Below are 17,933 nucleotides of genomic sequence, written 5' to 3'. Positions count from 1 at the left end.
CACCATGGTCAGGTCGCGGTTTTCTTGATTTGCTAAGCAGACCACTGCATGCAATCGTCTGCTCGACAAGAGGTTGCTATGACCACGTTCGTTTCCAGAAATGACTTCTACTATGTCTTCGACATGGTCACGATACGTGCATACTTGCGGGCGATCACGGTTTCGAGGTGGGAGACGGCCAGAGACTTCGGGAAAAGGTCAGGCCTCGGTTATCATCCCGCAATTGTCATGGCTCTCTTTCAGGAACTCGCGGACTCTGGCGTCATCCTGCAAGCAAAACGGCAAGGCATTTTCGAGGGCCAGCAACACTTACGACAGCTCACCGATCTTGGCATGGCTATCCTCTCTGCCACGGCTCAGAAGAGACAGCCCAAGACGAAAGCCCAAAAGGTCATTGCAGAGGTTATTTCTAACATCGAGGCCGCCAATCTCGATGATAAACTCCCTTTCTATGTTAGCCAGGTTTGGCTATTCGGGAGCATGGTCCGACCGGAAGCGACAGATGTTGGAGATATAGACATCGTCTTCGACATGAAATTCAGGGACGTAGCCAAGACAGCATTCTTCAGACAGCCATGGGATTACGTTAAAGAGCACTATCCGGGCCTAATGCCTGCCAGCTTCGGCGGGCATCCATTCGAATATCTTAGGCGAGTGAAGATTTTTAGCCCCAAACGCAATCCATTGCTCGCGCCTAATGAGCTTTCGAATCTCATCGACATGCATGTTCCTTGCCAGCTGATCTTTGACAAAGAGCGCGGCGGGATCGTCAGCGATCCTGTCCTTCCCCATCATCCGCTATCCAAGGAAAGGTCGGATCGGTTCGACGAGAAACTCCACATCCCAGATGCGGACGACCTGACGACCGAATTCAAACCCCTAAGCACCGATAGCGAAAATATCCTGCTCTGGCAGAACTGGCTCGCATTCAACGGCAGCGGGATCGAAATTGTCGACCCCGCGACCACAGTAGGGAAGAAGGGCCTCGACCTTCCCCAAGACGTCCTTGAGGGATTGGACGGACGCCACAAAACGCTGCTGATCTGCCAGTACGGAAAGGAGGTCGGCTATGTGCTGTTAGAGAAATCCCTATGCATCTCTGATGACGGAAACCAGCATAATTATGAGCTGAAAGCGAACTTCGTTTCGGGTAAGCAGCCGAAATCAAAATTCAGCAAAACCAGAATGTGTAGTGCTCACATCAAGCCGTTGGCGCAGATCGCTGTGACAGAATTGGCTAGGCTTCACCTCAGAAGAGAACATGAAGCCAGCGACTATGACATTGCCATAAAAATCTCAGGTGACGTCATAAGCGATCCCGAACACGTAGTTGGACTCGAACTAGAGCTGGCGCGGGCCTGCTTCGGCCACTTCAAGAACCACTCTGAAGGACTGGCGCGGCGAGACAGCTATTGGATTTGCCCGAACAGCGGTCTAACGGCCATCAGCATCAACGGACGATCCGTCATCGAATATGAGAGCGTAAATGGCTTAGACATGTCAGCGACGCTCACTGGCAACGTGCTGAGAAATTTCTGGAAAGACCGCCTCATAGGAGGCGTGACACACCATATGTATTACTCATAGCGCTTCGATCCTTATAATGACTTCGAACGCCCTCCTGATCGCGAAGGCGTCGAGTGCCTCAAGGGCTAATACCAAGATGCCGCCCGCCATCCGGCTGCTGCAGCTTCGGCCTCATCGCAGAACCACCGCTCGCCTTTCGACACATCAATCTTTGTCTTCGCATACCAAGGCGACCAGGGCATGTGATAAATCTTCTCGCCTTTGCGAGAGATGTTGCCCTTGATCGGGCATCCATTTGGTGCGGCTTCAGTGGCAACAGTCCACGAGCCATGCCGATAATCCCATGGTGCGACCGTCACGGCCTGCCAGATGCCGATGCCCTTCTCGCGGGCGGCGTCTTCTTCACTGGCGTAATCCATCGAGTAGCGACGGAAGGCCCAAGCCAATCCTTCTGCGACCAGCGCCCTGTTGACGTTGATGCCGTGTTTGTTCACGCAGGTTGCCAGATACCTGCGATAGAGGTCCATCTTATTGCTCTCGCAGATGACACCACCAGCAACTAGCTCGACGAGCCTATTCGTTGCTGCCTCGCCACAAGCCCATTGGCCGCCGCCTACCTTGGTGCAGGTCTGCCCAGTCTCTGCAGCATCAATGCCGTCGAGACGAATAGTGGCATCATCGACCTTGATCGTATCTCCATCGATCACGAGTGCATCGCCCTTAAAGGTGTCCGCGAATGCAAAGTTGGTTGTCGCGATCAGTGCCGCGACGACTGCCACAGAGATTTTCAATCTGATCCCCTCACTTCCCTATGGAAGCATTATAAGCAAGACGCCGATCAAGCAAGTTGAGGCCGCAAAAGAGCGGCCCATACTTAACTCTGAACTAGCATCGAGCGAGCTGAATGAGGAAAGTCAGGCTCCCAAATCCAGCCTAGCGCCAATGCGAGAAAGAGCGCCTTGCATCGCAAGCTGTTGATCAGCTCCCCAGCGGGTTTCCGGTGGATGCGAGTTATTCTCGCGAATACCATCGAGACGCGTTTTGATCTCTTTCATCAATCCAGCATCGTCTTTAGAAGCCCGCCGCGCGATGGAGACAACGAGCGTCTCAAGAACCTCAAGGGATGCATAGACGTAGTGATCACGTTCGAAATTATCAGATTGCATGTTTTCTCTTTCCGCGCCGAGGTCTGTTGATCTAGTACGAATGATTTCAAACGCCGAGCGGACGGATCACGAGTTCGCCCACCAAACCGCAGATAACCGCCATGAAAAGCGAAGCCGTGAGAATCCAGCTGCAGAACTCACGCTCACGCTTCCAGCTGGGGTGACCGTACATCCAGATAGCTTGCAGCGATCCGAACGTGCCGATGATGCCCAAGCCTGTGAAGAAGTGAATGACGAAAAGCCAATTCATTGCTTATTCGCCTTCAAGCGAACGCTTCACAGCGGCGACGGTGTCGAATTCCTCGCCGACCAGCTTTGACGACCCCTTCGGTTTATAGAAAAATTTGCCGCTTTCCTTGTTCTTCTTGATATCTCCGATGTGCTTGCGCCCAAGACGAACCTGAATGACGCCGCCCTTTTCCGTGTACGAATTCGTTTCCATGTAGTCTCTCCTTTTCAGGTCTGTAACGCGGAATGTTCATCGCGCCCGCCTGTTTGTGGAGCGGTATTGCCATAATTATTGAGTTCTTGTCAACAAATATAAGCCGATTAATTCCACTAAAAGCATTTTTTGAATTGCCTTCAATATCACTGAATTTAAATGAAAAGTGTTGACGAAAATGAATGTTAAAAATACCTTGCGAATAGATAGAGAGGTATCATGAAAAATAACGAGCTGACGTATTCGGACCTGCAAAAAATCGTTTGGATGATTGCTGATAAAATTCGAGACAAGGGTCGCGGCAACTCAAACGATTACATGGCAATCACGGTCGGAACCATTTTCCTGAAGCGCCTCATGGATATGCGTGCGGAATTTAAATACCGTTTTGTCGAAGCTGGTACGAATGAAAATTCGTACTATGAGATGAGCGGTAGCGACATTGATGAGGTGATTGAGAACCACCAGAGCCTAGGCGACGCATTTCGCGTCTCCCCAGAAGGTCTTTGGACCTACCGCATTGAATGGTCAGATATCGCCAACTTTGCAACCAATGAGAACTTTCTCGATCTAACCATTCCATATGGCGATGGCCTTGGAGGCAAAGATCTGCAGACGAACGTTGCGAACAAATTTGTTCTACTCCGCGACTGTTTGGAGGCGTTCTCAAACGAAAAAATTCATGAAATCTTCTCAACGTTCGACTTTCTCCCAAAAATTTACGGGGCAAACAATCGCGAAAACATTCTCGATGCCCGTGACTATGAACAGATCATCGAAGACCTGAACCAATACAACTTCGGGACCAAATACGCGTCCCAAGATATCTTTGCGGACGTCTATATGGATCTGCTCGGCCGCTTTGCGGCAGACAACGGCAAGAAGGGCGGCGAGTTCTTCACGCCAACTCCTGTTGTGCGGGGCGCTATTCCATTTCTGGAAGCAGAGTTCAAGGAACGACGCATCATGGTTGCCGATCTCGCATCAGGTGCGTGCACGTTCATGGTCGAATTCGGCAATCATTATAGAAAGCTGATGGACGCAGCGATACCTAATGACGCTGATCGTGACGTCAACAGTTATCTTCAGTTCAGGACTGGTGAGAAGGATCGCACATCGCATGCGCTCGGTGACGCCAACATGCTTCTTCATGGTCATGGTGACAACCACAAGTCCTATCACGCCAACAGCATCACGGAATATGAGGCACATCTAGGTAAAGAGACCAAGGGTAAGGTCGACGTTATCCTTGCGAACCCGCCATATGGACTTAAAGACTACGGACACTCCGAAATGTCCATTGAGAAATCTTCTCGATGGCTCATGGGCGTTCCAAATAAGGGTGACGGCGAATATGCCTTCCTCATGACCATTCTAGACATGCTGAATGACGAGGGTAGGGCTGTCGTTGTTATGCCACTTGGAACCCTTTTCCGTGACAGCACTGAGAGCTATCGCAAGCGCATTATTGAGAATGATTGGTTGAAAGCCATCATTGAACTCCCCAAAGGAATGTTCCTGACGACTCCAATTCCAGTATGTCTCTGGGTAATTGATAAAAAGAAAAAGCCTGACGATCAAGGTAAAGTCGTATTTATCAATGCGAGCCAGGATTTTGTAAAAAGTGGCAAAATTAACGATTGGCAACCAACAAATGCGGTTGATGCCTTCTTAGGTCGTTCAGATATTGATGGCTATTCACGCCGTGTGCTCTCGGAAGAGATTGCGCGCAATAAATATAATCTTACGACAGGAAGGTACATCCAGAAAAATGCAATTATCGAAAATGTCGACATTAAATCGACCCTTGCGGAATCGAACCAGCTTATGAAGGAAATTACCGCTGAGATGAACGAACTCGGCTATGTTTTTCGTGCGATGACTGGCGAGGCGTAACGATGGTTCAAATTAAGTCACGAGATAAATCTGTTTATGAAGTTTTCAGTGAAACTGGGAAACTGCCAGAAGGTTGGCAACTAAAAAAGCTAGATGACGTATTCATTAAGCAACCAAAAAGCCAAATAAAGGCTGGAGACGCCAAAACAAAGGGCGCGATTCCTTTCTTCAACTGCTCAAAAGAGCAAACAAAGTTTGTCGATTGTAGCACTATTGAAGGTGAAAACATATTTATCACAACAGGCGGCCAAACTATGTATACGCACTACTACAACGGCTCGGCAGCGTACTCAACCGATGTATATTGCGTGAAAACACCCCATGATGACGGGCGTTATGTTCATAATGTCTTATTAGCTATGCATGAAAAACTTCAAAACCATTTTCGCGGTTTTGACATTAAGCATCTCGACAAAAAGTCGTTCCTTCAAACCGAAATCGTACTGCCCACTCTTGCAATCCAGCGCCAAGTGGCGTCTCTCATTTCGCGTCAAGCAAATTTGATTGAAAAGCTAAAATCGCTTCATGACAGGCAAGCCCGTTTGAACTCGGCTTTGCGCTTAAAAGCTATCAATGGGGAAAAAACACAGCCTTGTAGAATATCAAAAATCGCGGATATTTTCAACGTTTTTAGTGGTGAAACTCCGTCGACCAAAAATGATAAGTTTTGGAACGGAAGTAATGTATGGTTGACACCAAAAGATTTGACGAATTGCCATACGCGCACCATCAGCGACAGTGCGGGAAAAATCACCGATCTTGCTGCAAACAAAATGGGTAAACGCCTCACCAAAAAAGGCGACGTGGTCGTAACCACACGAGCAACCATTGGTGTTGCAAAGCTAGCGGGATGTGACTTGTTCACCAACCAGAACTGCCACACCCTTTCGTTGAAAAATGATGAAGTTTTAAGTGAGTACATGCTATATTGGCTTCAAGTAAATCGCTCAAAGCTAATCTCCATGGGACATGGTTCCACCTTCTTAGGACTTTCTTCTACTGACCTGAGGGAAATTCAATTTTGTTATCCAACAAAAGAGGTTCAAGAGCGTGTCGTGAGAGAAATTCGAGCATCTGATGACCTAGTAACCAAAATTAAAGAATCCATTAAAATAGAAACACAGAAACTGAATTGGTTGCGCCGACAACTTCTGTCGGGCAAATTTGAAGTGACGGAGATCAACGAGAACGCATAATGTCATATAATTTAAATGAGATAGAGGACGAAGCAGGCATTCAAAGGATGCTTCAGAGTTTCCTAGAAACCGAAAAATTCGGCCCCATTCTCGAAGAACTTGTTCTCAACAGATATCCCGAGCTTCAAAAGCACCACCTGATCCTGGTCGACGACTTCATCGACCAGGTTTCTGTGTTGAATTCCAGCCTGTGGACATCAGGCCGATATCAGGAAAGTAAGGAAGAAATCATTGATCTCATCTGGCAACATTTCAGAAAGTGCCACGATGATGCGACGAATAATGCGGAAATTTATGATCTCATTTTCGCGGGTGACAAGCGCACGATCACGCTAACCTCCAAAGACAGCGGCAAGCCTCGCGTCGTCGAATACCGCGTTGTAGATACTGACTATCAAACTGGCTGCCGAAACAACGTTGTTAAGGTCATCAAAGAAAAGGTGATCCGTCTTCATCGCAATTCCGATCAAGTGCAGCGCCCTGACTTTGCGATATACCTCAACGGCATTCCGCTTATCATCATCGAGGTCAAGAACCCTCTCGCCTCTGGCGGTCTGATAGATGCCATTGAGGACTATCGCAACAAGCGGACCTATCACAAGTTTATGAGCTGTCTTTGCACGGACGGTACGAACGCAGGATTGGTGTCAAACCTGAACGCCACGACCGTAGATCGGTGGAGATCTTACGGCAATCACCTTAGGCAACGCCCAGAGGGTCAGGAAAGCGGCTTCTTCGATTTTGCAGAGGAAATCCTCTTCAACATTCGCAACCTCGTTTTCTTTTTCCAGTTCGGCCTGTTCAAGGTGCCTTCTGGACTCGGCAATCTGCGCGTCCAGCAATACTACGTGATGAAGAACGCAGTCAGAATCCTGGAGAACGCCGAGGACAACGAGGACTTCCGTGAAGTTGTCAAACAGCCGCCTCGCAGCGGCAAAACGATTGCCATTCGCAGTCTCATCAACGCCATCACCAATCGTTTCCCTTCACGCTTCGACAAAATTTTCATTCAGGTGCCGGACCTGACGATCTATCAACAGTTCATCAAAGAGTTTGGCAACTTCCCATTCAGCCACGGCTTCAAGTTGAAGGTTGTTAATCGACGCTGGAAATCAAGCGCAGATGAGAAAGATGGCGTCGTGGTGGATGCCAGCGATGTCATCTCATACGAGGAAGCGGTAACAGGAAGAACTAAAGCGATCTATGTCATGAACATGCAGAAGATCAGTGAGGACATGAGTTCCTTGCGTGATTACGACAGTCGCATTCTTGTCTTCATCGACGAAGTTCACACTCATCAGCTGGGCATCAATGCCAACGTACGCGAAAATAATTTCCCGAACGCTTCCTACATAACGTTTACGGCGACCACGCGCAAACAGGAACAAAAGGACAGAACTGTTGATCTAACATTGACGGAGTATTCCACCTCGCAGGAAGGCTACCTCGACGAACTCTTCAATGAAGACGCTCGAAACCTGAACATGGTTGTTCCTGTTGTCTATGAGAAGGAACGCTATAACGTGGTGTTTTCTGAGGAAAACGCTCGACGTTTTTCAAACCATGTAGAGGCCGAACTCAAAAGCATGATCGAGATCGATCCAAAGTTTGAGGGCATCCTTACGGAAATCGAAAAAGCAGTTGATGAATACGCTAAGGAGCTGCTGAAGGCCGAAGACGGAATAATTCAACAGGCAGTCTTTGATTTCGTTGTTGATTCCGATCATCTAGATTGGCGAAACCACCCAGAAATTGCAGATAAAGCAGAAGAACGCAGGTTCGAACTGATCGACGAAAAATCGAATGGATTCATTCGTCGAATTAAAACCGAATTTCACAATCGTCAAAAATTGCAAAGCATTCCCGACGTGGTCAGGCACATCATTCGCGATTTCAAGGCGAAAATCGATGAAAACTATTCGTTCACGAACGAAGTTTCAGGCGAGCGAGAACGTCGATTCAAACCCAAAGCGTTTCTGGTCGTTGACGATCAGAATATGGCTAACGCCATCGGAGAGTACATTTTTGATGTCACTAATGGGAACTGCACACTAGATAGTATGAAATTCGGAATCGATTATTCCGAAAACATGAAATTCAACGACGACAACCAGAGTTTCCTCGAAAAATTCAACGTAGTGAAATATGGTAATTCCATTAAGGACGACTTTGACTCGCAGGAATCAGACAGCACCGATATCTTGATCATCGTCGGAAAATACATGATGGGTTACGACAATAAACAGCTATGCAGCGTTTATTGTTTTACTCAATTTAAAGAGCCATCACGTATTTTCCAGCTCTACACCCGGCCTGGCACGAAAGTCGAACACAAAAAGGTTGGTTTCTTTGTAGATCTCAGTTTCACTGACGATAACTACGATGCTTATAAAAAAGCATTAGAATGGTATGAGAGCGGAAAGGAAAGCGCCGTACTTTTTTTGACTCCAAACGAGGTTGAACGTCAGCAGCGGATCTTAGGCTCGTTGATTGACGAACTTTGCAAGCTTCTCGGAACGACACGCGATGGGCTTCTCTCGAAGGGGAATGAACGGAATCTTTTCATCAAAAACGTGACGAAGGATCAACAGGATGCAGCCTTGAAAATCTGCACCAAGATCAACACGACCGTAAAGAACCTGCTCTCACCCAGATATTATCAGAAATACATAGGCTACCTCTTAGCTATCAGCAAGGGTTTCCTTAGCTTGATCAGCTATCTAAAAGCCAGTTCGAAGACGACCGTTTTCACGAACAAGGACATCGCAATCCTACTGAACGATTTCCTCGATAATCTGCATCTTAAGATCGATGATCTGATGTCTATTGAACTCGTGAATGGGAAGTTGGTGAAACAGTCCTACATCAAGCCGACGCTGCAGACAAAGATCACGAAGAAGATTCATAACGTCCGCGATCTCCTAACGTCATTTGCGCCGTTCGGCACTTCAGACCTATTTCAAGGGTTGAAGCGCATTGCCGACGATATCGAAGCGTCTAGTCAGTGGGATGACGAAACAGACCAACAGACAACCCAGCTGGAGGCAGACACCCAAAAGGCTATGGAAGCGCTCAAGCACCGTATCAACAACGATTTTGACGGTCGAACGGACTGGTTTATCGTCCATAGTATCGTTCGCAACTTCTGCCTAGCGGCATCAATCCCAGTTAGCGGAGACCATCAGGTTGGCTTCAAACAGTTTACGGCAGAGATAGCGAACTTGATTTCTGGGCATCTGGCGTCAAATTGGAGAGGTGGTCTGCTGACAATCGATCAGAACGACCTTAACGACCTTCGCAGGAAGCTTCCCCAAATCTGTTCGAAAATTCAAAAAGCGAACGAGCAGGACAAAAAAGTAATATCAGCTATTTACAAAGCGACTGCGGTTGACAATGCCAAGGAAGCGGCTGAAGATCTGCTGAGGAATTTGCTGGAACAGGTCCATAAAAAACAAAATGAATTCACGAAGCATTTTGGAAATCGATCAGCGCATCAAATCGCCGTATAGGCGGCTCATGAGCAGGCCATCCAAATGGCAGGGCCTGTTCAACATCAAGAATATCATCTCGAATTTTACCTGGGTCCAATCGCAAAAATTGGGCGGATGTTCAGTCACGATGACCGGAAGGACATTCACCTGTTATCCAATCGATTTTCAGCTGCCAGAACCTCGAATTGTCAACGCAATTCCAGGCTTGAAAACGGATATCCTGAGTAAGCTGCACACGTTCACCCCTGTTGAATTCAACAGGATCGAAGAGCTGTTACTCTACAGCCATCTTGATCTCATTTATGCGTATCTGACCCATGATGGAGATCAATTCCTCGAAATGGTAAAGCAGGACACCCGCTTCACGCCCGCGCGCAAAAAGTACCGCCCGTCATTGCTGGAGGTAAACCAGAACTCCATTCATATCGAAAGAAACGAGACGATCATATCGAGCAGCAGGAACGTACCTGATACGCTTCTGAGTGCCTTTGAAACCCTAGGCACGTCTTCGCTCGAACTTCCTGGCGATTACGACCTCAACCGTACCTTGAGTGCACTTAGATGGTATAACGACCTACTGACGGAAATCGGCTTTCCCGACAAAGAGAGAGGCTATCATCTAAAATTCAAGAGGCTCGGCACCTACAGCGACAACGGTTTCTATTCATTTGAAACCAATACGGTCATCGTGGACCCTAGGGAGATTGACATCTTCTTTCACGAAATAGGCCATCTGATCTATGACCGTGGCGTAATAATTAATCTCAATGTCGCGGCATCGAACAGCGAAGACTATGCTCAGCGGTTTTGGGATACCGTTGTGAGGGCAGGCGCTTCGTTGACTGAAACTGCTGACGTCGAGGCTGAAGTTCCTGCCTTTGCATCCTTCGCATCGTAGCCGATGTTCATCACATTCGAGATTAGATCATTAATCTTCTCGATGCCGCCGCGAACTTCGGCGAGCCTTTCGGCCGGACACCTGAGTTTCCAACCAACGCAAGCGATAGAGATGCCCAAGTGCGATGTAGCCAAACGACGTCTGGAAGCCTTCGCGCTGCGCACTCTCGGTTTCAGATTTAGCGAGATCGTGCGCAAACTGCGCGCCCTCAAGAGCCTTTCGATAGACGCTATCGAGCTTGTCCTTGTCGATGCCCGTCGCTGTGAGAGCGTCATCTCGTGAGACATTCAAATGGAACGTCAGACGCTCTAAAACGATCATCAAGCCACTCGCATAGGCCGCTTGAAGGTCCTCGGCCCTGTCGTTTTCCTCGATCTTTTTCTGGGCGATTCGGCGAATTGCACTGCCGTCGCAACGTCGTCTTCGATGACTTTCGCCGCTAGGATCGACATCAGCCATTTTTTCATGGATTTCTCGCTTTCAGTAAACTCGACATCGATTGTGTTCGGATTTTGCATCCATCACAATCAAGCAATAATTAGCTAGAATGCGTAAGGGCGTCGTCAGCTACTCGGCGAAGTTCGAACAGCTTTTGGCGGATGCGATAACGAGCGGCCCCTGCACTGCGGTTCAAATGCAGCTGAAGCATGTATGTAATTGCGAGTAGGAAACAGGCATATGCATCACCCAGGTATCGGGTGCGCTCATGATTTGAAAATTTAGTAGAGACCTCGGCCAAGCGTGAAGCGTTACGAGCATACATTCGTGCGCCGTCTTCGAGATCAACATTGTTGAGTCTCGCGCCATAAATTGCTTCTTCAAGACCACCAGCTGCATCAGCCATCACATCGCCGTAAGATAATAGGCCACGGCCCAAATAAGCGTTGATGTCAGGGCGTGTAGCGAACTTAATGACGCGATCAGCATTTTCGAGGTCAGTTAGAATCGAACCCGACCGGAAAATTGTATATAGCGTGCGACCGAACATCATTGTTTCCCCAAGCGACACTTCAGAGTGGAATACCCCTGTGGCACATATAGGGAATTTCTAAAACTTATCAATCAATATTTGTTGATGATATACGGATTAATAAGGTGATTCTATCATAATTTTTATTCTACAGCGGAACCAATCGATTTTCTAAATGTTTTTAATGAAACAAGCTTGAAGTCGACGACAAAAAGGCTTAAATTAAATAGGAACTTGAAGATAAAATATGTTCCAATAATCAAGGAGTTAGCTATGACCGTAGAAAACCGTATTATCTCGCTCAAAAAGAAACATGCCGACCTGGACGCTCTGATTTCCGCGCTTGAAGCTTCTCCCGCTGCCGACGACCTTGAGATTAAGGACCTGAAGAAGCAAAAGCTCGCAATCAAGGAAGAAATCGCCTCTCTCGAAGCGGCCTGATAGACTTCAAAATCGGCACTAACCGATGGCACCGAGATTATATCCGGTGCCATTTTCTTTAGAAAAGCAGTCGGCGGATTTCAAATCGCGCTTTCACAGACGTATCTCCTGAGCACAGTTCGAGAGATCGCGTTCGAGGCTAGAAATGCCAAAATTCCATTGGTTGGAGGTGGTAATGAAATTCATTCTAACAATGTGTTCCCGCGTATTTTACCTGACCAGATACCCATTGTGGATCAAGGTCACACTAATAATTGTCGCTGGGTTTCTTCTGTATCCTTTATTCGCACCATCAGGGCATCGGTTTTCGTCATATTGGGATATGTTCCAGCATCACTACTTTGGTCATAAAAAGAGCGATGCTGTCATAGGGTGCAATCCAGCCAACTGGTAAGACTCGTAAATACATCGTGTCATATCAATTCCATGTCAACCCATCTCATTTTGTGAAACTCAGGGTTAGTCACTTGCATCCTCTCCCAGCACAATAATTTAGAGGCTAGAAGGACGGGTTTGCATCTAAACGCAAACTCATGCTTTCAGGGAGAGGTGAGATGAATAAGGACCCGAATGTAATTCGTGACTTGGTTCAGACGAGAATCCTAGGCGCGATCTTTTCGAAAGCGGTAAAAAACGAGATCGCGCTCAAGGGTGGTTTCGCAATGCGTGTTCTGACTGGAAGCGCTCGCTATACAAAGGATATCGACCTGGCAGCGTCGCCTTCGTTGCCGCCATCAGTCATCCAGGGATTTATTCGCAAAGCTCTCAATGACATAAAAAATTCGGGGTTAATCCAGAACCTGATCGTCACTGAGCCGAAACAGACTGATACGACCCAGAAATGGAAGATCGGTGGAAATGTAGGATCTCACGAAGTCCACTTCACTATCGAGCTGTCCCGTAGAAACGAAATTTCATCCGAATTCCTTGAAACGGTGGCCTACAAGGGCACTTCTCTTGGAAAGCATGATATTCCACTGACGTGCATCAATCTCACTAAAATGGTGGAAGCGAAATTCGATTGCCTTAAGAACCCGACTCGTGAAGCCCCCAGAGACATCTATGATCTGTTTCTTCTCATCAACATGAATGTCAAACCGACGCTTGAAGCAATCCAGGCTTATGGCGAGGACGTCCTCAATGACATGAAGGACTATGTCTGGGCCAAGTTGGACAAAATGGACTACGCTGTCGCTCAGGAAAAGCTTTTGACCTTCATGCCGCCTGAAGCGGCAAAGCTCGTAACTGAAGAAATCTGGGAGGGAATGCGACTGAAGGTGGGCGAAAAACTGCAAGAATGGATCGCAGAAGCTCAGTCTTCTGGAGCTTGCGAAAATATACAGGGAAACGGAACCGACAATGAGCATACTTCGGAAGCAACTCTTCGAATCACTTAAGAACTTCGATGCTCCACGCGTTTTTTCTGTTGCAGAGCTGACGGAATTCGCTCGTGGTTTCATGCCAGACGTCAACGAGAGAAAAATAGCTCTCTTTATTGAACAAGCGACATCGTTCGATCTGCTTACGCATGCCAAGTACGGCCTCTGGATCAATAACAGCGCTTTTCCGACGCCGACTTTGGCCGAAGCTGCTCATCGCATACGAAAAGGGGCAGTCATCAGCCTGCACACGGTCCTTAGCGATGCAGGTGTGCTCAACAATTTTACGTCCGAGGTCTTTTCGGTTGTTCCTGTCCCCGAAAATGGTGCAAAGCCCAGCCTAGGGACTGTTGAAGGAAATTCGACGAAGTTCCACTTCAAAGGCATCAGACAGTCTATTCTAGAAGCAGGTGAAGAAGATGATCGCCTAGTGCCGATGTTGTCTTATGATCGCGCCACACCAGAAGCCGCAATCGTACACTGGATGTATCTGGCTGGGATCAACCGCTCCTCCATGCACGAACCCGACACTCAGTGCGATATGGATCAGCTCGACCTCAACCGCCTTGACCGCCTAGCTCGTGCGGCGAACTTGGAGGACAAAGTGCTTCCATGGGTCGAACGGTGCCAGCAGCGCGAGCGAGACGACGACAACCAAACGTATTGGCAACCAGGCATGTAATTGCACCGAGGCCCTAATACGAAAAAGCTCCCCATGTTTTCATGAGAAGCTTTTTGCCGGGGGCATTGTTGGATCAGCGATAAATCGCCAGCCAACACCGATGACCTCAATTGTCAAATAGACCCTACGGCTTAAGGGTGTTCTTCTCCAAGAGGCTGTAGTCGAACTCCAGCGACAGTTTGCGCCAAGTGGCATCGCGCTCTTCGACGGCCACGACTTTTGGCATCCTCACAACGGCCTTCTCGGGTTCCGCCTCGATCCTCCAGCCAAGTCTGCCGAACTCCGCTGTCAATTTGGCAATTTCGGAGGTCTCGCCCGTGAACCCGAAATAGCCTCCGCCTGGATGCCCCTCACAACTGACATATGTCTGGCATCCAGCCTGTTCGATCAGGTCGATGACGAAGTTCGCCCCACGGTCGATAGTCGTCTCCTCGCCCCCGTAGTTGACGGTGCGCCGCTCCTTGCGGGCTTCATCCCATGGCGTGTCCTTCAGCTTGGAGGCCTCGCGGCAATGAGACCACTGTTCGATAAATGGCCCCCAATTCTTGTGAACGATGAACGTTGTGAGCCTGTCCTTTTTGCCGATGCTATTTTCCACGCCAAGCCAAGCGCGACCGTCTGAGGACTCGATAACGAGGGTTTCCCACACGCTGTTTTCGACATCCCGCTCCAGAGGCATCAGGGCATCCAGCTCGCGCATAGCGGCCATCAACGCAATGAGGGACGGGCTGAAGCCTTCAATCCTATTTCGGAAGGCTTCGTCTGTTTCGTTGCCCACGAATGCCAGGTGGCGGACAAGGCCTCCGTCTTCAAGCTTTTCGTGAACCTTTACCAGCTCTGCAAAGGCCTTCTCTCGTTTTGTGGTCATTTGCCCTCCTTACCGTGGCACGCGGATAGCATCTGTCTATCGCGGCGTCAGCCCCGTTTGCAGCAAGATATCGTAATTGAAATCGCGAGCGAGTTTTCGCCATTCGGCATCACGAGCTTCCACTGTATGCACCTGCGGCATTCGAACGGTGACAAACGACGGCATCTCTTCATCGAAATGCACTCTCCATCCCACTCGTTCAAATTCATCGGTGAGTTCAAAAAAAGCTGACCCGCAGCCATCAAAGCAAATGAAAGCGCCGCCAGGGTGACCTTCAGAGCCTCCAGTAATTTCACATTCAGCTTTCTGGATCAGATCATAGGCAAAATTCAATCCGCGATCTATTGCGACCTTTCTCCCGATTTTCAGATCGACAACAAAACGTTCTTTCCGGGCTTTATCCCAAAGTGAATCTTTGATTTCTGAGGTTTCACGGCAATGCGCCCATAAATCGACCTCGGGGGCGTACGCCAAACTAGCTGGCCATTTCCGAACGATTTCACGAGCGCCCAAGGAATTTTCAACCCGCAAGATATCAGATGATGAAGTCCGATGATTCTGGAAGGACCTTTCAAGAACAAGAGTTTCTTGAACGTCATTCTCGATGTCGCGTTCCAGAGGCATTAAGTCATCGAGTTTTCGAAGGGCGATTGCGACCCGTCTCATTTCGGTTGTCAATGCGGCAAATTCTGGCTCAGATTCTGCTAGCTGAGCTGCGACGAGATGCACATCGTCCTCTTCGGGCAAATCTTCAATGGCCTCAACCAACTCAAGATAGGCCTGCACACGTGGAGTAGTCATAGTTACATTCTTTCTGGGGCACCTTTGATAGAAGCAATGCTATCGCATTTCTCTGCAAGCTTCCGGAAACTCCAATTCGCGGCCAATCTTAGGCAAGCCTGGACAGCGTTTATCAGCTGCCGGACGGCCTTCGTCCGTGTATTGGGAATTCTGGCTTCTTAGCGCGGCACGCTAAACCCGATCTCGATGTCAGAAGGAACAGAGCCTTCCAGCATTTCCATCGTACGACGCCAACGTTGATCAGCTTCGAAATCGGCAGATGCGCTTTCGGCGTCGCCTTTACTTAGGCCCGCTTTTCCACGCATTAGCCATTTTAGAAATCGCATTTTAAACCTCCGTATTTAATTATCAGAAATATGGCATTAATAATTGCTTTATTGAAGCCTTATTCATTGACAAAGCTCCTTAAATATTCAATAAAGCGCCCAACACAGGAGATTTAGGGATGCTTCTACAGCGTTTGATTTCGGACGATCAAATCGGCTTCAACTACGACTACATGGGCGCGGCCGAATTCGAAACGGGCGGCCAGCGCAACACGCGTGCTGTCCTGGCAACTGCTTGGCGGGAAGGCACTATCAAGGCTGTGAAGACGACCTTGAAGACGCAGTACGGCGACGCCGTTCCCATGGTCGTCTTCGGCACGGCAAGCGATCTCGAAAAGGTCGGCCCCGAATTCTACGTCACCCTGCAGAAGGCACATTTGCGCGCCAATGACGACAAGGTTCGCGGTTGGATCACTGTCGATGCTTCCGTCTACCTGGTTTTCGTGCGCGACGGCGACCGCGAAGCCATGAAGGCTCTCGAAGCGTTTTTGAAGCCTTTCGTAGAGCAGGCGGACGCCATTTCCCGCGTCGTTTCTCGTCTTGCGCAAACAATGTGACGGAGGGAGCTGACATGGACTTCGATGAGAAACTCGATCTGGATGAACTCCGCAATCTGGAAATGAACCTTTGGTCGCACGAAGATCGGTACGACAACGACGAGGAGTTCCAACCTCTGTTCGATGAAGAGAACGTTCTGGAACACGAATGGCCATCCATCGACGGCTTCAGCATCAATGAACTGATCTTCAATGCTGAAGGCTGTGGCGACCGTGTTCTGGTCATCCGCAACAAGGAAAGCGGCGAGATCATTCTCGACCGGAAGGAAGCAATTCTCGCAGAGGAACAGGCTTGGGAAGAAGCCATGGAAAACGAAGCCAGCAAGGTTGACGACGAACCAGACGCCGAGCTGGACGCGCCAATCGCCATCGAGACGTTGAAGCAGCTCGAAGTCTGGATGTTCAACCACGAAGCGGGCGGGCCAGACGGCGGCTTCAAAAAAGCTTGCGATGAATTGGATATCGAACACTTCGAAAAGTTCGATGTCGTCACGGTGCGTGATGTCCTCGACGACATCGAACTCGGTGGTGACCTCGTGATTTCGCTCCGCACGACGGACGGAACAATCCTTCTCGACCGCCAACAAGACTTTGCAGACGAAGGCCATAAGTGGGCCATGACACACGAACTCTAAAGGACATTTGAAAGGAAACTGGAATGCTTCACAAACCTGAAACCTACTCGCTTTTCGACACCGCTAAATTCATCGTCGGCTCCAGCGGCGACGCTCCAGAGCGCGTATTTACCGACAAGGCATCGGCAATCGAGAATGCTGCCGGATACGGCTTTCTCGATTTCTTCGACAAGGACGGCATGAACATCGGCGCGGTCAAGATCAAGGATGAGCAGGATGGTCTCGACGGCCTTTATTTCGAGGACAGCTTCTGAATGGGTGTTGTCCTCGCATTTCCTATTGCCAGCCAGCGGCACGTTCCGAATGATCGAGAGCGTGTTGTCACCTCGGCTGTCATTCGCGCTGCAGATTGGCTGGGCATCGACGATTCCGCACTCGCGGAAATCCTGACGCTTACCCGTCGAACTATGCAACATTTGAGAGTAGGGGGCTTACACCTCACAGAGAACAGCAATGGGTTCAATCGTGCGGTCAATCTTGTTGCTGTATTCTCGTCGTTGCACATTAAATTTGCAGCGGATCGTGAGATTGCTCGCAGTTGGATGCGAAATAGCAATACCGCTCTTCACCATGCTCCTATTGCCCTGATGCAAAAGCCAGGTGGTCTCGAAGCCGTAAGGGCATATGTCGAGAGGGCATCTATTCCGTAAAAACCCGT

21 protein-coding genes are annotated in these 17,933 nt (G+C 48.9%); 12 read left to right on the top strand and 9 right to left on the bottom strand.

Annotated features, from left to right (window positions below):
• Positions 1–78: 78 nt before the first annotated feature.
• A complete protein-coding gene (locus QU595_RS11020) occupies positions 79–1,587 on the top strand; it encodes a hypothetical protein (RefSeq protein ID WP_315921807.1) in 1,509 nt (502 codons plus the stop codon).
• A gap of 65 nt (positions 1,588–1,652) precedes the next feature.
• Here QU595_RS11020 and QU595_RS11015 read toward each other — a convergent pair whose 3' ends face one another.
• From QU595_RS11015 to QU595_RS11000, 4 genes are all read right to left on the bottom strand, one after another.
• Positions 1,653–2,318 carry a thermonuclease family protein gene (locus QU595_RS11015; protein ID WP_315921805.1) on the bottom strand — a complete coding sequence of 222 codons (666 nt, stop codon included), beginning with the start codon at positions 2,316–2,318 and terminating at the stop codon, positions 1,653–1,655.
• A gap of 123 nt (positions 2,319–2,441) precedes the next feature.
• The gene (locus tag QU595_RS11010) at positions 2,442–2,693 is read right to left on the bottom strand and encodes a hypothetical protein (protein ID WP_315921803.1); all 252 of its coding nucleotides are present in this window, start codon (positions 2,691–2,693) and stop codon (positions 2,442–2,444) included.
• A gap of 46 nt (positions 2,694–2,739) precedes the next feature.
• Positions 2,740–2,943, bottom strand: coding sequence for a hypothetical protein (locus tag QU595_RS11005; protein WP_315921801.1), 204 nt, complete (start codon positions 2,941–2,943; stop codon positions 2,740–2,742).
• 3 nt (positions 2,944–2,946) lie between these two features.
• Positions 2,947–3,135: a hypothetical protein gene (locus QU595_RS11000; protein WP_315921799.1), complete on the bottom strand. Its 189-nt coding sequence runs from the start codon at positions 3,133–3,135 to the stop codon at positions 2,947–2,949.
• 219 nt (positions 3,136–3,354) lie between these two features.
• On the opposite strand from QU595_RS11000, the gene QU595_RS10995 reads away from it, so the two are divergent.
• From QU595_RS10995 to QU595_RS10980, 4 genes are read left to right on the top strand one after another with little or no spacing between them, the layout of a single operon-like run.
• A complete protein-coding gene (locus QU595_RS10995) occupies positions 3,355–5,031 on the top strand; it encodes a class I SAM-dependent DNA methyltransferase (RefSeq protein WP_315921797.1) in 1,677 nt (558 codons plus the stop codon).
• A gap of 2 nt (positions 5,032–5,033) precedes the next feature.
• A complete protein-coding gene (locus QU595_RS10990; protein WP_315921795.1) occupies positions 5,034–6,227 on the top strand; it encodes a restriction endonuclease subunit S in 1,194 nt (397 codons plus the stop codon).
• Positions 6,227–9,736 (top strand): type I restriction endonuclease, encoded by a 3,510-nt coding sequence (locus QU595_RS10985; RefSeq protein WP_315921793.1) that lies wholly within the window; start codon positions 6,227–6,229, stop codon positions 9,734–9,736. Before QU595_RS10990 ends, QU595_RS10985 begins: the two co-directional genes overlap by 1 nt.
• Positions 9,702–10,616, top strand: coding sequence for a hypothetical protein (locus tag QU595_RS10980; RefSeq protein WP_315921791.1), 915 nt, complete (start codon positions 9,702–9,704; stop codon positions 10,614–10,616). The genes QU595_RS10985 and QU595_RS10980 overlap by 35 nt, the downstream gene beginning before the upstream one ends.
• A 30-nt stretch (positions 10,617–10,646) precedes the next feature.
• Here QU595_RS10980 and QU595_RS10975 read toward each other — a convergent pair whose 3' ends face one another.
• Complete coding sequence (locus QU595_RS10975; protein WP_315921789.1) at positions 10,647–11,075, bottom strand: hypothetical protein; 429 nt, start codon at positions 11,073–11,075, stop codon at positions 10,647–10,649.
• 79 nt (positions 11,076–11,154) lie between these two features.
• A complete protein-coding gene (locus QU595_RS10970; RefSeq protein WP_315921787.1) occupies positions 11,155–11,604 on the bottom strand; it encodes a hypothetical protein in 450 nt (149 codons plus the stop codon).
• Positions 11,605–11,859: 255 nt separating this feature from the next.
• On the opposite strand from QU595_RS10970, the gene QU595_RS10965 reads away from it, so the two are divergent.
• The 3 genes from QU595_RS10965 to QU595_RS10955 all read left to right on the top strand — a co-directional run bounded on the left by QU595_RS10965 (position 11,860) and on the right by QU595_RS10955 (position 14,088).
• A complete protein-coding gene (locus QU595_RS10965) occupies positions 11,860–12,027 on the top strand; it encodes a YdcH family protein (protein ID WP_315921785.1) in 168 nt (55 codons plus the stop codon).
• A gap of 554 nt (positions 12,028–12,581) precedes the next feature.
• Positions 12,582–13,424 (top strand): nucleotidyl transferase AbiEii/AbiGii toxin family protein, encoded by an 843-nt coding sequence (locus tag QU595_RS10960; protein WP_315921783.1) that lies wholly within the window; start codon positions 12,582–12,584, stop codon positions 13,422–13,424.
• Positions 13,387–14,088 carry a hypothetical protein gene (locus QU595_RS10955; RefSeq protein WP_315921781.1) on the top strand — a complete coding sequence of 234 codons (702 nt, stop codon included), beginning with the start codon at positions 13,387–13,389 and terminating at the stop codon, positions 14,086–14,088. Before QU595_RS10960 ends, QU595_RS10955 begins: the two co-directional genes overlap by 38 nt.
• A 124-nt stretch (positions 14,089–14,212) precedes the next feature.
• Here QU595_RS10955 and QU595_RS10950 read toward each other — a convergent pair whose 3' ends face one another.
• From QU595_RS10950 to QU595_RS10940, 3 genes are all read right to left on the bottom strand, one after another.
• Positions 14,213–14,956 carry a hypothetical protein gene (locus QU595_RS10950; protein ID WP_315921779.1) on the bottom strand — a complete coding sequence of 248 codons (744 nt, stop codon included), beginning with the start codon at positions 14,954–14,956 and terminating at the stop codon, positions 14,213–14,215.
• Positions 14,957–14,992: 36 nt separating this feature from the next.
• Entirely contained in the window at positions 14,993–15,757 is a 765-nt protein-coding gene (locus QU595_RS10945; RefSeq protein ID WP_315921777.1) for a hypothetical protein, read from the bottom strand.
• A gap of 158 nt (positions 15,758–15,915) precedes the next feature.
• Complete coding sequence (locus tag QU595_RS10940) at positions 15,916–16,083, bottom strand: hypothetical protein (RefSeq protein ID WP_315921775.1); 168 nt, start codon at positions 16,081–16,083, stop codon at positions 15,916–15,918.
• A 119-nt stretch (positions 16,084–16,202) separates the two neighbouring features.
• Between QU595_RS10940 and QU595_RS10935 the strand changes: the two genes are divergently transcribed.
• The 4 genes from QU595_RS10935 to QU595_RS10920 are packed head-to-tail and all read left to right on the top strand — an operon-like array spanning position 16,203 to position 17,925.
• A complete protein-coding gene (locus QU595_RS10935) occupies positions 16,203–16,640 on the top strand; it encodes a hypothetical protein (protein ID WP_315921773.1) in 438 nt (145 codons plus the stop codon).
• 14 nt (positions 16,641–16,654) lie between these two features.
• A complete protein-coding gene (locus QU595_RS10930) occupies positions 16,655–17,275 on the top strand; it encodes a hypothetical protein (RefSeq protein WP_315921771.1) in 621 nt (206 codons plus the stop codon).
• 23 nt (positions 17,276–17,298) lie between these two features.
• Entirely contained in the window at positions 17,299–17,529 is a 231-nt protein-coding gene (locus QU595_RS10925) for a hypothetical protein (RefSeq protein ID WP_315921769.1), read from the top strand.
• The gene (locus tag QU595_RS10920) at positions 17,530–17,925 is read left to right on the top strand and encodes an MbcA/ParS/Xre antitoxin family protein (protein WP_315921767.1); all 396 of its coding nucleotides are present in this window, start codon (positions 17,530–17,532) and stop codon (positions 17,923–17,925) included.
• Positions 17,926–17,933 lie beyond the last annotated feature (8 nt).

Origin of the sequence: Mesorhizobium sp. SP-1A (genome assembly GCF_032460275.1) — a bacterium.
Lineage (GTDB): Bacteria > Pseudomonadota > Alphaproteobacteria > Rhizobiales > Rhizobiaceae > Mesorhizobium.
Note: the sequence above shows the minus strand (reverse complement) of the source record. Positions and strands in the feature narration are given on the sequence as shown.

What these genes read in the sequence shown, in the direction of transcription:
- QU595_RS11010 (WP_315921803.1), bottom strand. Translation starts at nt 2,693, where the DNA reads ATGCAATCTGATAATTTCGAACGTGATCACTACGTCTATGCATCCCTT.
- QU595_RS10935 (WP_315921773.1), top strand. Translation starts at nt 16,203, where the DNA reads ATGCTTCTACAGCGTTTGATTTCGGACGATCAAATCGGCTTCAACTAC.
- QU595_RS10965 (WP_315921785.1), top strand. Translation starts at nt 11,860, where the DNA reads ATGACCGTAGAAAACCGTATTATCTCGCTCAAAAAGAAACATGCCGAC.
- QU595_RS10945 (WP_315921777.1), bottom strand. Translation starts at nt 15,757, where the DNA reads ATGACTACTCCACGTGTGCAGGCCTATCTTGAGTTGGTTGAGGCCATT.
- QU595_RS10920 (WP_315921767.1), top strand. Translation starts at nt 17,530, where the DNA reads ATGGGTGTTGTCCTCGCATTTCCTATTGCCAGCCAGCGGCACGTTCCG.
- QU595_RS10985 (WP_315921793.1), top strand. Translation starts at nt 6,227, where the DNA reads ATGTCATATAATTTAAATGAGATAGAGGACGAAGCAGGCATTCAAAGG.
- QU595_RS10955 (WP_315921781.1), top strand. Translation starts at nt 13,387, where the DNA reads ATGAGCATACTTCGGAAGCAACTCTTCGAATCACTTAAGAACTTCGAT.
- QU595_RS10940 (WP_315921775.1), bottom strand. Translation starts at nt 16,083, where the DNA reads ATGCGATTTCTAAAATGGCTAATGCGTGGAAAAGCGGGCCTAAGTAAA.
- QU595_RS10925 (WP_315921769.1), top strand. Translation starts at nt 17,299, where the DNA reads ATGCTTCACAAACCTGAAACCTACTCGCTTTTCGACACCGCTAAATTC.
- QU595_RS10975 (WP_315921789.1), bottom strand. Translation starts at nt 11,075, where the DNA reads ATGGCTGATGTCGATCCTAGCGGCGAAAGTCATCGAAGACGACGTTGC.
- QU595_RS10930 (WP_315921771.1), top strand. Translation starts at nt 16,655, where the DNA reads ATGGACTTCGATGAGAAACTCGATCTGGATGAACTCCGCAATCTGGAA.
- QU595_RS11005 (WP_315921801.1), bottom strand. Translation starts at nt 2,943, where the DNA reads ATGAATTGGCTTTTCGTCATTCACTTCTTCACAGGCTTGGGCATCATC.
- QU595_RS10950 (WP_315921779.1), bottom strand. Translation starts at nt 14,956, where the DNA reads ATGACCACAAAACGAGAGAAGGCCTTTGCAGAGCTGGTAAAGGTTCAC.
- QU595_RS10990 (WP_315921795.1), top strand. Translation starts at nt 5,034, where the DNA reads ATGGTTCAAATTAAGTCACGAGATAAATCTGTTTATGAAGTTTTCAGT.
- QU595_RS10995 (WP_315921797.1), top strand. Translation starts at nt 3,355, where the DNA reads ATGAAAAATAACGAGCTGACGTATTCGGACCTGCAAAAAATCGTTTGG.
- QU595_RS11000 (WP_315921799.1), bottom strand. Translation starts at nt 3,135, where the DNA reads ATGGAAACGAATTCGTACACGGAAAAGGGCGGCGTCATTCAGGTTCGT.
- QU595_RS11020 (WP_315921807.1), top strand. Translation starts at nt 79, where the DNA reads ATGACCACGTTCGTTTCCAGAAATGACTTCTACTATGTCTTCGACATG.
- QU595_RS10970 (WP_315921787.1), bottom strand. Translation starts at nt 11,604, where the DNA reads ATGTTCGGTCGCACGCTATATACAATTTTCCGGTCGGGTTCGATTCTA.
- QU595_RS10960 (WP_315921783.1), top strand. Translation starts at nt 12,582, where the DNA reads ATGAATAAGGACCCGAATGTAATTCGTGACTTGGTTCAGACGAGAATC.